This window comes from Rhizobium sp. NXC14, assembly GCF_002117485.1.
Taxonomy (GTDB): Bacteria; Pseudomonadota; Alphaproteobacteria; order Rhizobiales; family Rhizobiaceae; genus Rhizobium.
Genome location: NZ_CP021032.1, coordinates 568,283 through 583,418, shown reverse-complemented (window position 1 = coordinate 583,418; position 15,136 = coordinate 568,283). Strand labels below are relative to the sequence as shown.

At 62.4% G+C, this 15,136-nt stretch carries 14 protein-coding genes and 1 pseudogene; 9 read left to right on the top strand and 6 right to left on the bottom strand.

The features are described 5' to 3' along the window. Position 1 precedes the first annotated feature (1 nt). From NXC14_RS27045 to NXC14_RS27030, 4 genes are read right to left on the bottom strand one after another with little or no spacing between them, the layout of a single operon-like run. A complete protein-coding gene (locus tag NXC14_RS27045) occupies positions 2–889 on the bottom strand; it encodes a branched-chain amino acid ABC transporter permease (protein WP_085781077.1) in 888 nt (295 codons plus the stop codon). A 4-nt stretch (positions 890–893) separates the two neighbouring features. Beyond that, positions 894–1,595 carry an ABC transporter ATP-binding protein gene (locus tag NXC14_RS27040; protein WP_085781076.1) on the bottom strand — a complete coding sequence of 234 codons (702 nt, stop codon included), beginning with the start codon at positions 1,593–1,595 and terminating at the stop codon, positions 894–896. Continuing rightward, on the bottom strand, positions 1,595–2,377 hold the full coding sequence (locus NXC14_RS27035; RefSeq protein WP_085781075.1) for an ABC transporter ATP-binding protein: 783 nt from the start codon (positions 2,375–2,377) through the stop codon (positions 1,595–1,597). Before NXC14_RS27035 ends, NXC14_RS27040 begins: the two co-directional genes overlap by 1 nt. Before the next feature lie 5 nt (positions 2,378–2,382). Then, positions 2,383–3,588, bottom strand: a complete 1,206-nt coding sequence (locus NXC14_RS27030; protein WP_085781074.1) for an ABC transporter substrate-binding protein — start codon at positions 3,586–3,588, stop codon at positions 2,383–2,385. 175 nt (positions 3,589–3,763) lie between these two features. Between NXC14_RS27030 and NXC14_RS27025 the strand changes: the two genes are divergently transcribed. Next, positions 3,764–4,711 (top strand): LysR family transcriptional regulator, encoded by a 948-nt coding sequence (locus NXC14_RS27025; protein WP_085781073.1) that lies wholly within the window; start codon positions 3,764–3,766, stop codon positions 4,709–4,711. On the opposite strand, the gene NXC14_RS27020 is transcribed toward NXC14_RS27025, so the two are convergent. Next, positions 4,712–5,050 carry a cupin domain-containing protein gene (locus tag NXC14_RS27020; RefSeq protein WP_085781288.1) on the bottom strand — a complete coding sequence of 113 codons (339 nt, stop codon included), beginning with the start codon at positions 5,048–5,050 and terminating at the stop codon, positions 4,712–4,714. It lies immediately after the preceding gene. A gap of 171 nt (positions 5,051–5,221) precedes the next feature. On the opposite strand from NXC14_RS27020, the gene NXC14_RS27015 reads away from it, so the two are divergent. From NXC14_RS27015 to NXC14_RS27000, 4 genes are all read left to right on the top strand, one after another. Continuing rightward, positions 5,222–6,409, top strand: a complete 1,188-nt coding sequence (locus tag NXC14_RS27015) for an acyl-CoA dehydrogenase (RefSeq protein WP_085781072.1) — start codon at positions 5,222–5,224, stop codon at positions 6,407–6,409. Positions 6,410–6,507: 98 nt separating this feature from the next. Then, complete coding sequence (locus NXC14_RS27010) at positions 6,508–6,969, top strand: DUF4126 domain-containing protein (RefSeq protein WP_085781071.1); 462 nt, start codon at positions 6,508–6,510, stop codon at positions 6,967–6,969. Then, positions 6,966–8,327, top strand: a complete 1,362-nt coding sequence (locus NXC14_RS27005; RefSeq protein WP_085781070.1) for an FAD-containing oxidoreductase — start codon at positions 6,966–6,968, stop codon at positions 8,325–8,327. Before NXC14_RS27010 ends, NXC14_RS27005 begins: the two co-directional genes overlap by 4 nt. Before the next feature lie 12 nt (positions 8,328–8,339). Further along, positions 8,340–8,909, top strand: coding sequence for a DedA family protein (locus tag NXC14_RS27000; RefSeq protein WP_085781069.1), 570 nt, complete (start codon positions 8,340–8,342; stop codon positions 8,907–8,909). A 14-nt stretch (positions 8,910–8,923) separates the two neighbouring features. Here NXC14_RS27000 and NXC14_RS26995 read toward each other — a convergent pair. Next, positions 8,924–9,965, bottom strand: a pseudogene (locus tag NXC14_RS26995) (NAD(P)-dependent alcohol dehydrogenase). Positions 9,966–10,460: 495 nt separating this feature from the next. Here NXC14_RS26995 and NXC14_RS26985 point away from each other — a divergent pair. From NXC14_RS26985 to kdpB, 4 genes are all read left to right on the top strand, one after another. Further along, positions 10,461–10,823, top strand: coding sequence for a copper resistance protein CopC (locus tag NXC14_RS26985; protein ID WP_085781067.1), 363 nt, complete (start codon positions 10,461–10,463; stop codon positions 10,821–10,823). Positions 10,824–11,150: 327 nt separating this feature from the next. Continuing rightward, positions 11,151–11,240: a K(+)-transporting ATPase subunit F gene (locus tag NXC14_RS26975; RefSeq protein ID WP_003547774.1), complete on the top strand. Its 90-nt coding sequence runs from the start codon at positions 11,151–11,153 to the stop codon at positions 11,238–11,240. Positions 11,241–11,304: 64 nt separating this feature from the next. Continuing rightward, positions 11,305–13,008: a potassium-transporting ATPase subunit KdpA gene (gene kdpA / locus NXC14_RS26970; RefSeq protein ID WP_085781066.1), complete on the top strand. Its 1,704-nt coding sequence runs from the start codon at positions 11,305–11,307 to the stop codon at positions 13,006–13,008. Positions 13,009–13,072: 64 nt separating this feature from the next. Then, positions 13,073–15,130, top strand: a complete 2,058-nt coding sequence (gene kdpB / locus NXC14_RS26965; protein ID WP_085781065.1) for a potassium-transporting ATPase subunit KdpB — start codon at positions 13,073–13,075, stop codon at positions 15,128–15,130. The last annotated feature ends 6 nt before the right edge of the window (positions 15,131–15,136 follow it).

Below are 15,136 nucleotides of genomic sequence, written 5' to 3'. Positions count from 1 at the left end.
GTCAAGCATCCCGGCCGAAGAGGCCCGCGGGCCTGATGAGAAGCACGATCGCCATGATGACGAAGATCACGATGTTGGAAGCCTCGGGATAGAAGACCTTGGTTAGGCCCTCGGCGATGCCAAGCACATAACCGGTGATGATCGCGCCCATGATCGATCCCATGCCGCCGACGACGACCACGGCGAAGACGACGATGATCATGTTCGAGCCCATCAGCGGCGAGACCTGGTAGATCGGTGCGGCCAGCACGCCCGCAAAGGCTGCAAGTCCGGCGCCAAGCGCATAAGTGAGCGTCAGGAGCACTGGCACGTTCACACCGAAGACCTGCACCAGGACGGAATTTTCGGTGGCGGCGCGAAGATAGGCCCCGAGTTTGGTCTTCTCGATCAGAAGCCATGTGCCGAGACAGGCGACGAGCGAGACGACGACCACCCAGCCGCGATAGATCGGCAGGAACATGAAGCCGAGATTGGCGCCGCCGGCAAGGGCTGGGGGCGTCGCATAGGGCTGGCCGGACGAGCCATAGAGATAGCGGAAGGTGCCCTCGACGGCGAGCGCCAGCCCGAAAGTGAAAAGCAGGCCGTAGAGCGGATCGAGATCGTAGAGCCGGCGCAGGAACAGCCGCTCGATGATCGCGCCGGCGAGTCCGACGATGATGGGCGCCAGGATCAGCGACGGCCAGTAGCCGATGCCGGCATAGGTCAACAACAGATAGGCGACGAAGGCGCCGAGCATATATTGGGCGCCATGGGCGAAGTTGATCACCCTTAGAAGGCCGAAAATGATCGCGAGGCCGAGGCTGAGCAGCGCATAGAAGGAGCCGTTGATCAGGCCGATCAGAAGCTGGCCGAGCAGCGCCTGCAGGGGAATGCCGAAGATCATCGTCATCTGGTCACACTCCCAGAACCTTGTGCAGCGTATCCATGCGCTGCGGCAGTTCGCCGACCGGGAATTCCGACACCATCTGCCCATGATCCATCAGATAGAAGCGATCGGCAATACGGCTGGCGAAGCGGAAGTTCTGCTCGACCAGCAGGATCGTCATGCCGCGCTCCTTGAGTTTCTTCAGCACCTCGCCGATGCGCTGGACGATGACCGGAGCAAGCCCTTCCGTCGGTTCGTCGAGGATCAGCAGCCGCACACCGGTGCGCAGGATACGCGCGATCGCCAGCATCTGCTGCTCGCCGCCTGATAGTTTAGTGCCCGGGCTGCCGCGGCGCTCGTAGAGATTGGGGAAGAGCTCGTAGATCTCCTCGAGCGTCATGCCACCGCTGGCAACGACCGGCGGCAGCAGCAGATTTTCCGAAACGGTGAGCGTCGAAAAGATACCGCGCTCCTCCGGCACGAAGCCTATGCCGCGGTGCGCCGTCTTGTGCAGCGGCACATGCATCATGTCGCTGCCGGCAAAGCTGATCCTTCCCTTGCGGGTTCGCACGATACCGGTGATGGTGCGCAGCGTCGTCGTCTTGCCGACGCCGTTGCGGCCGAGAATGGTGATCGTCTCGCCCTCGCCGACATGCATGTCGACGCCGTGCAATATATGGCTTTCGCCGTACCAGGCGTTGAGGCCCTGAACCTCGAGGAGAGCGGCCATCAGTGCTCCTCCGTGCCCATGTAGGCCTCGCGCACGCGCTCATCCTGACTGACCGTGGCATAGTCGCCCTCGGCAAGGATCTCGCCGCGCTGCAGCACGGTGACTTGCTGGCAGATATTGGCGACGACGGAAAGATTGTGCTCGACCATCAGCACCGCCCGATCGCGGGCAACATCGCGGATGATCGCCGAGACGACGCCGACATCCTCATGCCCCATGCCGGCCATCGGCTCGTCGAGTAGCAGCACTTTCGGCTCCAGCGCCAGCGTCGTGGCGATCTCCAGCACGCGCTTGCGGCCATAGGAAAGATCGGCGGCGAAATGGTCGCGCTCCTTGGAAAGGCCGACGCTCGCAAGCAGCTGTTCGGCGCGCTCGTTCAGCCGGTCGAGCGCCGACAGTGGCCGCCAGAACTGCGTCGACAGATGGTTCGGCCGCTGCAGCGCCACGCGCACATTGTCGAGGACCGAGAGATGCGGGAAGACCGCCGAGATCTGGAAGGAGCGCACCAGCCCCATGCGCGCCACCCTGTCGGGCGGCGTGTCGGTGATATCGGTGCCCAACAGGGTGATGGTGCCAGCCGTCGGCTGCAGGAACTTCGTCAGCAGGTTGAAGACCGTGGTCTTGCCGGCGCCGTTCGGGCCGATCAGTGCATGCACGCTTGCGTCGTGCACGTCGAGATCGACATTCTTGACGGCGGTGAAGCCGCCGAAATCGCGGCGCAGGCCGCGGGCGGACAATACCACCCGCGGCTTTTCCTGAGTTTCAATCGCGGAAACCGCCATCGTGCTTACTTCACCAGATCGCAGCCGCTCTTGGCGGGATCGATATAGGCGTCCTTGCCGGGAATGGTCGCGAGAACGTTGAAGTAATCCCACGGCTCCTTGCTGTCGGCCGGCTTCTTGACCTGCAGCAGATACATGTCATGGATCATGCGGCCGTTGGCGCCGACCGTGCCGCCGCGGCCGAAGACGTCGTCAACAGGCATCTCATGCAACTGCTTGGCGACGGCTTCTGTCTCGTCGGTGCCGGCTTTCTGCACCGCCTTCAGATATTGCGTCACCGCGGAATAGGTGCCGGTATGGATCATATTCGGCATCTTGCCGGTGCGGTCAAAGAACTTCTTGGCGAAGGCGCGGCTTTCGTCGTCGCGGTTCCAATAGTAGCCCTCGGTCAACGTCAGGCCTTGAGCCGCTTCGAGACCGAGCCCATGGACTTCGGCCAGCGTGAAGAGCAGCGCCGCCAGATGCTGGCCACCTTGGGTAATCCCGAATTCGGCTGCCTGCTTGATGGCGTTCGAGGTATCGAGGCCCGCATTGGCAAGGCCGATCACCTTGGCGCCGGATGATTGCGCCTGTAACAGGAAGGAGGAGAAGTCCTGGGTCGACAGCGGATGGCGGACGGCGCCGACGACCGTACCGCCACTCGCCTTGACATACTCACTGGTCTGCTGCTCCAGCGAGTAACCGAAGGCGTAGTCGGCGGTCAGGAAGAACCAGCTGTCGCCGCCCTGCTTGACGAGCGCACCGCCGGTGCCGACAGCGAGCGCGTGGGTGTCATACGCCCAGTGGAAGCCGTAGGGCGAACAGGCCTTGCCGGTGAGATCCGTCGTCGCAGCACCGGTGACGATATCGATCTTCTTCTTCTCCTTGGCGATCGCCTGCACGGCGAGCGCTACGGACGAGGTCGTCAGTTCCATGATCGCATCCACCTGCTCGGTGTCATACCATTGGCGGGCGATGTTGGAGGCGATATCCGGCTTGTTCTGGTGGTCGGCATCGACGATCTCGACCGGAACGCCGAGCACCTTGCCGCCGAAATCCTCGACCGCCATCTTGGCCGCCTCGACGGAAGACTTGCCGCCGAAGTCGGCATAGACGCCCGATTGGTCGTTCAGGATGCCGATCTTGACCTTGCCATCGGTCGCGCTCTGCGCGAGCACCGCTGTGCTGCTCGCAAGCAGAAATGCAACTGATGCAACGAGATTCTTACGCATATTCTCTCCTCCCAGAGATGAGCCAGATTGCGGGTCTGTTCAGATTTGGCCAGCCGCACTCCTCAGAGCGGCCGAGCCTTGGCCTACGATCACGGAAATTCCGCATTGAAGCAACGGGTGGTTTACAACTAATTCCAAACAGTATCTGTTCGTTTTTGAACAGATAGGGACGGCGATGACCAATCCACCGCAGTTTACTTGGGATGATCTTCAGTTTTTTCTAGCGGTCGCCCGTACCGGACAGCTCTCGACGGCGGCCCGGCAGTTGCGCTCCAGCCATGCCACCGTTTCGCGACGTATCGACCGGCTGGAATTTACCCTCAAGGTCAAGCTGTTCGAGCGCAATCCGCGCGGTTACGTGCTGACTGTCATGGGCACGCGTTTCATCGAGACGGCCGAGCGGATGGAGCAGGAGACCGAGCGGCTGCGCGCCGACCTTGCCGATGGCTCGATGGCGCAGCGCGGCCTGGTGCGCCTCAGCGCGCCCGAGGGCTTTGCCAATTTCTTCTTCGCCACCGTGCTGCCGCGCTTTGCCGCCCAGCATCCGCATCTTTCGCTCGAGCTGGTGACAATCCAGCAGATCATGTCGCTGTCGCGCAAGGAGGCCGATCTTTCCGTTGTGCTCGACGAGCCGAAAGGCGGGCCTTATTACGCTGAAAAGCTGACCGACTATCACCTGCAGATCTACGGCTCGCGCGACTATCTGGCAAAGGCGCCTGATATCACCAGCCGCGAAGATCTGCTTCAGCATCCCTTCGTTAGCTATATCGAGGAAATGATTTTTGCGCCGGGGCTGGATTATCTCAGCGATGTGCATCCGCGCATCAAACCGCAGTTCCAGAGCTCCAGCATTTTCGCGCAGCTCACCGCCACCCGAAACGGCCTCGGCCTGTGCATCCTGCCCTATTTCTTCGCCAGCCGTTATCCCGAACTCGTGCGCGTGCTGCCCGAGGAGATCGACCTCAAGCGCCATTACTGGATTACCTGCCATCGCGACCTGAAACAGGCGCCGCGTGTGCGGGCCGTTATCGACTTTCTGCGCGAGGCCGTGCGCGGCGAAGATGCGCGCTTCGTGCCGCCTTTTGTCGCCAACGCCCAGCGCCAACTAGAATCCGAAACGTGATTACTTGAGAAACTCTGCCCGGTGCGGCGTGAAGGTATCGATCAGCCGGCCCCTTTCCAGTGCCCTGACGCCATGGACGAGATTGGGCGGCACGATGAAGCTGCCACCCTGCCGCAGCAGTTCAGTGCGCCCATCAATCGTCACCTCGAAGCTGCCTTCGGCGACATAGCTTGCCTGGATGTGCGGATGCGAATGGGCTGCACCCACGGCGCCGCTTTCGAACGCCACTTCCACCATCATCATCTCGGGCAGATAGGTCATGATGCGCCTGGTGACGCCCGGCTCCGGATTGACCCATTGGGCACCTTCGGCCGATACGAACAGATCGCTTGACGACATTTCCGCCTCCTCATTCCAGAATCGAACGCGGGCAAAGTGGATCATGCCGCGGCGTTTGAAAAGATGGTGCGGCTCGTCTTTTAGACGCGAGCGCCCGCTGTTGACGCCATCGGCCGGGGGGTCTATGGCCAGTTTGAAGGCAAGCCTGATGAATGGTGAGGAGACGCCGCCATGCAGCATACGCGCGAGGTTTTCGACTGGGCCGACCCATTCCGCCTGGTGGAGCAGCTGACCAATGAGGAGCGCATGGTGCAGGATACCGCCCATGCCTATGCGCAGCAAAAACTCGCTCCTCGCGTCCTCGACGCCTTTCGAAATGAAAAGACCGATCCAGCCATCTTCCGCGAAATGGGCGAACTCGGCCTGCTCGGCCCGACGATTTCGCCCGATTATGGCGGCGCCGGCCTCGGTTATGTCGCCTACGGCCTGATCGCTCGCGAGGTCGAACGGGTCGACAGCGGCTACCGTTCGATGATGAGCGTGCAGTCCTCGCTGGTCATGGTGCCGATCGAAACCTTCGGCTCAGAGGCACAGAAACTAAAATACCTGCCGAAGCTAGCGACCGGCGAATGGATCGGCTGCTTCGGCTTGACCGAGCCGGATCATGGCTCCGACCCCGGCTCGATGGCGACACGCGCCAAGAAGGTCGACGGCGGCTATAGCCTCACCGGCTCGAAGACCTGGATCTCGAATGCGCCGATCGCCGATGTCTTCGTCGTCTGGGCAAAGACCGAGGACGGCCTCATCCGTGGCTTCATCCTCGAAAGGGGCTGGAAAGGGCTTTCCGCGCCGGCCATCCATGGCAAGGTCGGCTTGCGCGCCTCGATCACGGGCGAAGTGGTGATGGATGGGGTCTTCGTGCCCGAGGAAAACCTGCTTCCCGGCGTCACCGGCCTCAAGGGGCCGTTCACCTGCCTCAACTCGGCCCGCTTCGGCATTGCCTGGGGCGCACTTGGTGCGGCCGAGGATTGTTATGCGAGGGCCCGGCAATATACGCTGGAGCGCATGCAGTTCGGCCGGCCGCTCGCCGCCAACCAGCTGATCCAGAGGAAACTCGCCGACATGGCGGCGGAAATCGCGCTCGGCCTTCAGGGCTGCCTGCGGCTGGGCCGGATGAAGGAGGAAGGCCATCCGCCGGTGGAGCTGACCTCGATCCTCAAGCGCAACAGCTGCGGCAAGGCGCTGGAGATCGCGCGTGCTTCCCGCGACATGCTCGGCGGCAACGGCATCTCCGACGAATTCGGCATCGCCCGCCATCTCGTCAACCTCGAAGTGGTCAACACCTATGAGGGCACGCACGACATCCACGCGCTGATCATTGGTCGGGCAATTACCGGCATCGCCGCCTTTGCGAACTAAGTTGCCCGGCGCCGGTCAGCGCTGGCGAATTGCCACGCGCCTGACAATGTGCGACCTTCCCTGGCTGCGGCACACGGCCGGCAATGAGGGGATCGCGCATGTTTCTGCTTCTTGCATTGGTGATCGGTGTCATCTCTGGCCTTCGCGCCATGACGGCGCCGGCCGCCGTCGCCTGGGGCGCCGCGCTCGGCTGGTTCGACGTGTCGCAGACGCCGCTTGCCTTCATGGGCTACCGGTGGACGCCTTGGATTTTCACCCTTCTCGCGATCGTTGAACTCATCACCGACCAGCTGCCGTCGACGCCGTCACGCAAGGTGCCGATGCAGTTCGGCGCCCGCATCGTCACGGGAGCACTTGCCGGCGCCACGATCGGCGCAGCCAGCAGCCTGCTTTTCGGCGGGCTGATCGCCGGGGTGATCGGCGCCGTCATCGGCACCTATGGCGGCGCCGCCCTGCGCACAAGGCTTGCCGCCGCCTTCGGCAAGGATCTGCCGGCCGCCCTCATCGAGGATGCCGTTGCCGTTGTCGGCGCTCTATTAATCGTGGGAGCCGTATCATGAAGAGCTTCGACGCCATCGTTATCGGCGCCGGCCAGGCCGGCCCGTTCCTCGCCGCCCGCATGGTCGAAAAGGGCATGAAGGTAGCGCTGATCGAACGCAAATTTCTGGGCGGCACCTGCGTCAATGCCGGCTGCATGCCGACCAAGACGCTGGTCGCCAGCGCCCGCGCTGCCCATGTCGCAAGAAGTGGTGCCGCCTACGGTGTCAATATCCCCGGCGAAATCGCTATCGACATGAAGGTGGTGAGAGCCCGGGCGGAAACCGTGACGATGAATGCCCGCAACGGCCTGATCGGCTGGTTTGGCAGCATGGAGGGCATGAGCGTGATCTACGGCCATGCCCGTTTCGAGGATGCGAAAACCATCCGCGTCAATGGCGAGACACTGACGGCGCCGCGCATTTTCCTCAATGTCGGCGCGCGGCCCGTCATCCCCGAACTGCCGGGTATCGACGATATCGATTACCTCACCAGCACGTCGATCATTCATCTTGACACGCTGCCGCGGCACCTTGCGGTGATCGGCGGCAGCTATATCGGGCTGGAATTCGCGCAGATGTATCGCCGCTTCGGCGCCGAAGTCAGCGTCATCGAGCACGGCCCGAAGCTCGCTTCACGCGAGGACGAGGATATATCGGACGCGATCGCCGATATATTGCGCTCAGAAGGCATCGAGGTTCATACCGATGCCGGCGACATCGCCTTTGTCCGAAACGGAAGCGTAGTGAGCGTCACCGCCGGCGCGGCGAAGATTGAAGCAAGCCATGTTCTGATCGCCACCGGCCGCCAACCGAATACCGACGACCTCGGCCTCGGTGCCGCCGGCGTGGCGACCGACAAGCGCGGCTACATCACCGTCGACGACAAGCTTGCCACCAATGTCGAGGGCATCTTTGCGCTCGGCGACTGCAACGGCCGCGGCGCCTTCACCCATACCTCCTACAATGATTTCGAGATCGCCGCCGCCAACCTCCTCGATGGCGACGACCGCAAGGTCTCGAGCCGCATCCCGGCCTATGCGCTCTATATCGACCCGCCGCTCGGTCGCGTCGGCATGACGGAGAAGCAGGCGCGTGCATCCGGCCGCAGGATCATGGTCTCGACCCGGCCGATGAGCCGCGTCGGCCGCGCCAATGAACGCGGCGAGACCAACGGCTTCATGAAGGTGATTGCCGATGCCGAGACCAAAGAGATCCTCGGCGCGGCGATCCTCGGCATCGAAGGCGACGAGGTGATCCATGGCCTGATCGATGCGATGAATGCCGGAACCACCTATCCCGCACTGAAATGGTCGGTGCCGATCCATCCGACAGTGTCGGAGCTGATTCCGACACTGCTTGGGGATTTGAAGCCGGTTTAAGGCCAGGAACGCGTGTCCATCGAACTGCTGATCGAAAATTATGGGCTGCTGGCGATCTTTCTGGGCGCCGCCTTCGAGGGCGAAACGGCGGCTTTTCTCGGTGGCGTGATTTCCCACCGGGGGCTGCTGTCCTATTGGTCGGCGTCGCTCGCGGCCGTCGCAGGCTCCTTCGCCGGCGATCAGTTCTGGTTCTTCGCCGGCCGCTATGCTGGGCAATGGGCTCCCGTCCGCCGGCTGATGGAACGACCCGCGCTCGCCCGTGCGACACGGCTGCTGGAAGAATATCAGACCGGCTTCATCCTGGCGTTCCGTTTTCTCGTCGGCTTGCGCACGATCAGCCCGATCGTCATTGGCACGACGCGGATAACGACCGGTAAATTCGTCATCCTGAATGCGGTAGCCGCTCTGGTGTGGGGGCAGCTCTTCACAGCACTTGGTTATCTGTTCGGCAACGGCATCCAGCAGATACTGGGCCACCTTCCGCTGCATCGGCATCTGCTGATCGCCGTCGCGGCCGCCGCTGTCGTCGCAGCCGCGGCTCTACTCTTTCGCAGGATGAAACCAAGCAGCAGGCATCCGTAAAGGCTCTGCGGCGCCTATTCCATCACGATCTGCAGCTTCACGTCGCTCGGCCGGCCTCGACGGCGCGGTCGAATGCCTTGACCGAATCTTCGAACTTGAACGTCTCGGAGATCAGCGGCTTCAGATCGACCCGGCCCGAACCGAGCAATGCGATCGACCGCTCATATTGGTGAGCATAGCGGAACACCGTTTCGATGCGGATTTCCTTGGTGGAGGCCATCGAGACGTCGAAGCCGATCGGGTTCACCGGCAGGCCGACGGCGACGATGACACCGCCCGGGCGCGGCAGCGCCACGATCGTCTCCCAGGCCTTCGGCGACCCGGAGCATTCGAAGACGACATCCGCACCCCAGCCGTCGGTCAGCCGACGACCTCTTCGGCCAGGTTCTTCTCGCGGATGTTGACCGGGATGACACCCTGATATTGCGCGGATATATCGAGCTTCGGCTGGGCGAGATCGGCAACGATCGCGCGAGCGCAGCCGCCGGCAAGAGCGGCAATCGCGACCATCGTGCCGATCGGCCCGGCGCCGAGCACGACGGCAGTATCGCCGGGCGCGATCTTCGCCTTGGCTGCCGCCTGCATGCCGACGGCAAAGGGTTCCACCATCGCGCCTTCCGCGAAGCTGACATTGTCGGGCAGCTTGAAAGTATAGTTGGCCGGATGCACCACTTCGGGCGTCAGTACGCCATGGATTGGCGGTGTCGCCCAGAAGCTGACGGCAGGATCGATATTGTACATGCCGAGCCTGCTCGCCTTCGAGTTCGGATCGGGAATGCCGGGCTCCATGCAGACACGGTCGCCGATTTTCAGATGTGTCACACCGGCCCCGACCTCGACCACCGTGCCGACCGCCACATGGCCGAGCACCATCGGCGCGTTGACGACGAACGGGCCGATCTTGCCGTGGGTGTAATAATGAACGTCCGAACCGCAGACGCCGACAGTATGAATTTTGATCCTCACCTGCCCTGGCCCTGTCTCCAGCGGCAGATCGATATCGCGCAACGCAAGCTCATGCTGGCGCTCCAGCACCAGCGCACGGACTTTGGTCATTGTCGGTTTCCTTCCCTATGGCCCCGAAGATTCAGAGGTGCCGTTGAGGCGACTATAAGACCGCAGGGCGCTTCGATTCAACCGCCTGAGTAAGCTTTTGCCCATCACGCGACGAAATGCTCATGTGCGTAGCCCGAAAGATAAGCGCCGATAAACCTCCGTATGATTCCGGAAGAGCACAGCGCGCGGTACAGTCTTACTCGTGAGCCACGGCAAGGCGGGAAGGCGACAAGTGATGAAGCATGATAACGACAATGTCGGCGGAAGCCGGCTTTCCCAGAGGATGCTTAGACCGCTTCGAAAATTCTGGCGCAGACTGGTGGCCGATTTGAACGCCGCCCTTCGCAGAGACAACCCGGGGCAGCCAATGGGCGTCATTCTGCGGACGCGGGATCGAAATCGCCCCCGGCAGCGTTGATAGCATGCAGCCCGCACGGCGTGGCGGGAGCATGACGGCTCCCGGCGCCAATGGCTCGGCAATATAGGAAGGCCATCATGAAGTCGGTCGTGTCATTCTGCCTGTTCGCATCCCTTCTTTTCGCCGGCAACCAGGCGGCCGCGGCCCTCGAACAAGCATCTCTGCCCTCGCAGCAGCAGGAAGAAGAGCTCGTGCCGGCCAATGTCGAGCTTACCTTCAGCGGTCCCGTCGATCTTGCCCGCTCGACCGCCACCTTGCTCGATGCCCAAGGCAGGGCGCTCCCCCTCGGCAAGCCGTTCCTCTCCGGCCCCGAAGGATCCATATTCAAGATCCCTCTCGATCCCGCAATGGCGCCCGGCCTCTATACCCTCGACTGGCGCGTCCTCTCGATGGACGGCCGCAGCGCCGAAGGCCGCTACCAGTTCCGGGTCGACCCTTGAATTTCAAGATCGCGCCCTGCTCTCGTTCCCGCTGCAGCGGCCTGAAAGCATTTATAAGATTTTTATATTGATGCGGTTTCGGCCGTCTCGAACCTTTATGCGCTCCGGCTCCATATTGGTGCCCGAGAGATCGAAGGATCCTCTCCACGCCAGAAAGCATAAAAGGCAGTCTCCAACGGCGGCGGCCCTTTGTCTTGTCTGACTCCAACAAGAACAACATGAGTCACGATCATGATGGATACCATTCTGCTCGGCACAGCGATCCTATTCTTCGCGCTGTGCTTTGCCTATGTCGCAGCCTGCGACAAGCTCTAAGGAGAAGCGACGATGACCCTCGATTATGTCCTGAGCGGCGCCGTAACCGTGTTTCTCACCGTTTACCTCACCTACGCTCTCTTACGCCCAGAACGCTTCTGAACCGGCGCTTGCGAGGCCGCGCTGCGCGACCGAGAACCAGCCGGGTATTGAAAGTTTTAGCTCCATGACCCTCAACGGATGGCTTCAGATCCTGCTCTATTGCGGGATCGTCCTTTTGCTCGTCAAACCGCTCGGCGGCTATATGACGCGCGTCTATAACGGCGAGCGAACGTTCCTCTCGCCCGTCTTCGTCCCGATCGAACGCGGACTTTACCGTATGGCCGGCACCGGCGAAGGCGAGGAGCAGCATTGGACCTCCTATGCCTTGGCGATGCTGATGTTCAACCTTCTCGGCGTCCTCCTCCTCTACGCGTTGATGCGCCTGCAGGGCGTTCTGCCCTATAATCCGGCCGGCATGGCCGCTGTTCCGCCCGACCTTTCCTTCAACACCGCCGTCAGCTTTCCCACCAATACCAACTGGCAGAACTACGGCGGCGAAAGCACCATGTCGTATCTGACGCAGATGGCCGGCTTCACGGTGCAGAATTTCCTGTCCGCCGCCACCGGCATGGCCATCGCCGTCGCCTTCATCCGTGCTTTCGCACGGGCGTCTGGCAAGGCGATCGGCAATTTCTGGGTCGATATGATCCGCGGCACGCTCTACATCCTGCTGCCGATCTGCATCGTGCTGACGCTCGTCTTCGTCTATCTCGGCGTACCGCAGACGCTCGGGCCCTATGTCGACGCGACGACTCTCGAAGGCGGCAAGCAGACGATCGCGCTCGGCCCGGTCGCCTCGCAGCTCGCCATCAAGATGCTCGGCACCAATGGCGGCGGCTTCTTCAACGCCAATTCGGCCCATCCGTTCGAAAATCCCGATGCGATTTCCAACCTCATCCAGATGGTTTCGATCTTCGCGATCGGTGCGGCTCTGACCAACGTCTTCGGCCGCATGGTTGGCAACCAGCGCCAGGGCTGGGCGATTCTGGCCTCGATGGGCGCGCTGTTCGTCGTCGGCGTCGGAATCACCTATTGGGCCGAAGCGGCCGGCAATCCGCTGATGCATGGCTTTGGCCTCGCCGACGGCAATATGGAGGGGAAAGAAGTCCGCTTCGGCGTCGCGCTGTCCTCGCTCTTCGCCGTCATCACCACCGCCGCCTCCTGTGGCGCCGTCAACGCCATGCATGGCAGCTTCACCGCGCTCGGCGGCCTCATTCCGCTGATCAACATGCAGCTCGGCGAAATCATTGTCGGCGGTGTCGGCGCCGGCTTCTATGGCATCCTGCTGCTCATCATCGTCGCCGTCTTCGTCGCCGGGCTGATGGTCGGGCGTACACCGGAATATCTCGGCAAGAAGATCGAGGCGAAGGAAATGAAGATGGCCGTTCTCGCCATCCTCTGCCTGCCGCTCGCCATGCTTGTTTTTACCGCCATAGCCACGGTGCTGCCCTCCGCTGTCGCCTCGGTCGGCACTCCTGGACCGCACGGCTTCTCCGAGATCCTCTATGCCTACACCTCGGCGGCGGCCAACAACGGTTCGGCCTTCGGCGGTCTCACAGGCAATACGCCCTGGTACAATGTTACGCTTGGAATCGGAATGCTTGCCGGCCGGTTCCTGGTCATGATCCCGGCGCTCGCCATCGCCGGTTCGCTCACCGCCAAGAAGACGGTTCCGGCCTCGGCAGGCACTTTTCCGACCGACGGTCCGCTCTTCGTCGGCCTGCTGATCGGCACGATCCTGATCGTCGGCGGCCTGACCTTCTTCCCGGCGCTGGCCCTCGGTCCAATCGTCGAACACCTCGTCGCGATCGCCGGACAGAGCTTCTGAGGCGATGCCGTAACCCACATCCCCAGGTTTCGTTGTCGTCCTCGTTTCAAAGCTGGAGCCTCTTATGAGCCAGGCAAAATCCGCGAGCATTATCGATTCTCGCATCCTTATTCCGGCCGTCGGCGCCGCCTTCAAGAAGCTCGACCCGCGCGCCCTTGCCAGAAATCCCGTCATGTTTGTCGTGGCCACTGTTTCGGTGCTGACCACCGTGCTCTTCCTGCGCGACCTCATCACCGGCAACGGCAATCTCGGTTTCTCTTTCCAGATCAATCTCTGGCTCTGGTTCACCGTGCTCTTTGCCAATTTCGCCGAGGCCGTCGCCGAAGGCCGTGGCAAGGCGCAGGCAGATTCGCTGCGCAAGGCGCGCACCGAAACCCAGGCCAAGCTGCTGACAGCCAACGGCGGCGGCTACCGCGTGGTGCCGGGCACCAGCCTCAAGGTCGGCGATATCGTGCTGGTCGAAGCCGGCGACATCATCCCTTCGGACGGCGAAGTCATCGAAGGGGTCGCCTCCGTCAACGAAGCGGCGATCACAGGTGAATCCGCTCCCGTCATCCGTGAATCCGGCGGCGACCGCTCGGCGGTGACCGGCGGCACGCAGGTGCTCTCCGACTGGATCCGCGTGCGCATCACAGCGGCGGCCGGCTCCACCTTCCTCGACCGGATGATTTCGCTGGTCGAAGGCGCGCAGCGCCAGAAGACGCCGAACGAGATCGCGCTCAACATCCTGCTCGCCGGCATGACGCTGATCTTCGTGCTGGCGACGGCGACGATCCCGAGCTTTGCCATCTATGCCGGCGGCTCGATCCCGATCATCGTGCTCGTCGCGCTTTTCGTCACCCTGATCCCGACGACGATCGGTGCGCTCTTGTCGGCGATCGGCATTGCCGGCATGGACCGGCTCGTCCGCTTCAACGTGCTTGCCATGTCCGGCCGTGCCGTGGAAGCGGCCGGCGACGTCGACACGCTGCTGCTCGATAAGACCGGCACGATCACGCTCGGCAATCGCCAGGCGACGGCCTTCCACCCGGTGCGCGGCGTCTCCGAGCAGGAGCTCGCTGATGCCGCGCAACTCGCCTCGCTTGCCGACGAAACGCCGGAAGGCCGTTCGATCGTCGTGCTCGCCAAGGAGAAATATGCGATCCGCGGCCGCGACATGGCGAGTCTCAAGGCCAGCTTCGTGCCTTTCACCGCCCAGACCCGCATGAGCGGCGTCGATCTCGAAGGCGCTTCGATCCGCAAAGGCGCGGTCGATACGGTGCTCGCCTATGTCAAAGGCGACGCCCCCTCGAAGAATGGCAACGAGCTGTTGCGCGAGCTGCAGTCGATATCGGACGAGGTCGCCAAGTCAGGCGGCACGCCGCTCGCCGTTGCTCGCGACGGCAGGTTGCTCGGGATCATCCAGCTGAAGGACATCGTCAAGGGCGGCATCCGCGAACGCTTCACCGAGCTTCGCCGCATGGGCATCCGTACCGTCATGATAACAGGCGACAATCCGCTGACAGCAGCGGCCATCGCCGCCGAAGCCGGCGTCGACGACTTCCTTGCCCAGGCAACACCCGAGATGAAGCTGGCGCTGATGCGCGAGGAACAGGCCAAGGGCAAGCTCGTCGCCATGTGCGGCGACGGAACCAACGATGCCCCGGCGCTGGCCCAGGCCGACGTCGGCGTTGCTATGAACACCGGCACCGTCGCAGCCCGCGAGGCCGGCAACATGGTCGATCTCGACTCGGACCCGACGAAGCTCATCGAGATCGTCGAAATCGGCAAGCAACTGTTGATGACACGCGGCGCGCTGACGACCTTCTCGATCGCCAACGACATCGCCAAGTATTTCGCCATCATCCCCGCGATGTTCCTGACCTTCTACCCGCAGCTCGGCATCCTCAACATCATGGGGCTTTCGACTCCGCAGAGCGCCATCCTTTCGGCGATCATCTTCAACGCGTTGATCATCATCGCGCTGATCCCGCTGTCGCTGAAGGGTGTGCGTTACCGTCCGATCGGCGCTGGCGCGCTTCTGTCACGCAACCTGCTGATCTACGGCCTCGGCGGCATTGTGGTTCCCTTCATCGGCATCAAGGCGATCGACATGGCCGTCGCGGCCCTCCGTCTCGCCTGACATCTC

Bases quoted from the DNA above. Each gene is read 5' to 3' on its own strand.
- NXC14_RS27045 (WP_085781077.1), bottom strand. From the start codon at position 889: ATGACGATGATCTTCGGCATTCCCCTGCAGGCGCTGCTCGGCCAGCTT.
- NXC14_RS27040 (WP_085781076.1), bottom strand. From the start codon at position 1,595: ATGGCCGCTCTCCTCGAGGTTCAGGGCCTCAACGCCTGGTACGGCGAA.
- NXC14_RS27035 (WP_085781075.1), bottom strand. From the start codon at position 2,377: ATGGCGGTTTCCGCGATTGAAACTCAGGAAAAGCCGCGGGTGGTATTG.
- NXC14_RS27030 (WP_085781074.1), bottom strand. From the start codon at position 3,588: ATGCGTAAGAATCTCGTTGCATCAGTTGCATTTCTGCTTGCGAGCAGC.
- NXC14_RS27025 (WP_085781073.1), top strand. From the start codon at position 3,764: ATGACCAATCCACCGCAGTTTACTTGGGATGATCTTCAGTTTTTTCTA.
- NXC14_RS27020 (WP_085781288.1), bottom strand. From the start codon at position 5,050: ATGTCGTCAAGCGATCTGTTCGTATCGGCCGAAGGTGCCCAATGGGTC.
- NXC14_RS27015 (WP_085781072.1), top strand. From the start codon at position 5,222: ATGCAGCATACGCGCGAGGTTTTCGACTGGGCCGACCCATTCCGCCTG.
- NXC14_RS27010 (WP_085781071.1), top strand. From the start codon at position 6,508: ATGTTTCTGCTTCTTGCATTGGTGATCGGTGTCATCTCTGGCCTTCGC.
- NXC14_RS27005 (WP_085781070.1), top strand. From the start codon at position 6,966: ATGAAGAGCTTCGACGCCATCGTTATCGGCGCCGGCCAGGCCGGCCCG.
- NXC14_RS26985 (WP_085781067.1), top strand. From the start codon at position 10,461: ATGAAGTCGGTCGTGTCATTCTGCCTGTTCGCATCCCTTCTTTTCGCC.
- NXC14_RS26975 (WP_003547774.1), top strand. From the start codon at position 11,151: ATGACCCTCGATTATGTCCTGAGCGGCGCCGTAACCGTGTTTCTCACC.
- kdpA (WP_085781066.1), top strand. From the start codon at position 11,305: ATGACCCTCAACGGATGGCTTCAGATCCTGCTCTATTGCGGGATCGTC.
- kdpB (WP_085781065.1), top strand. From the start codon at position 13,073: ATGAGCCAGGCAAAATCCGCGAGCATTATCGATTCTCGCATCCTTATT.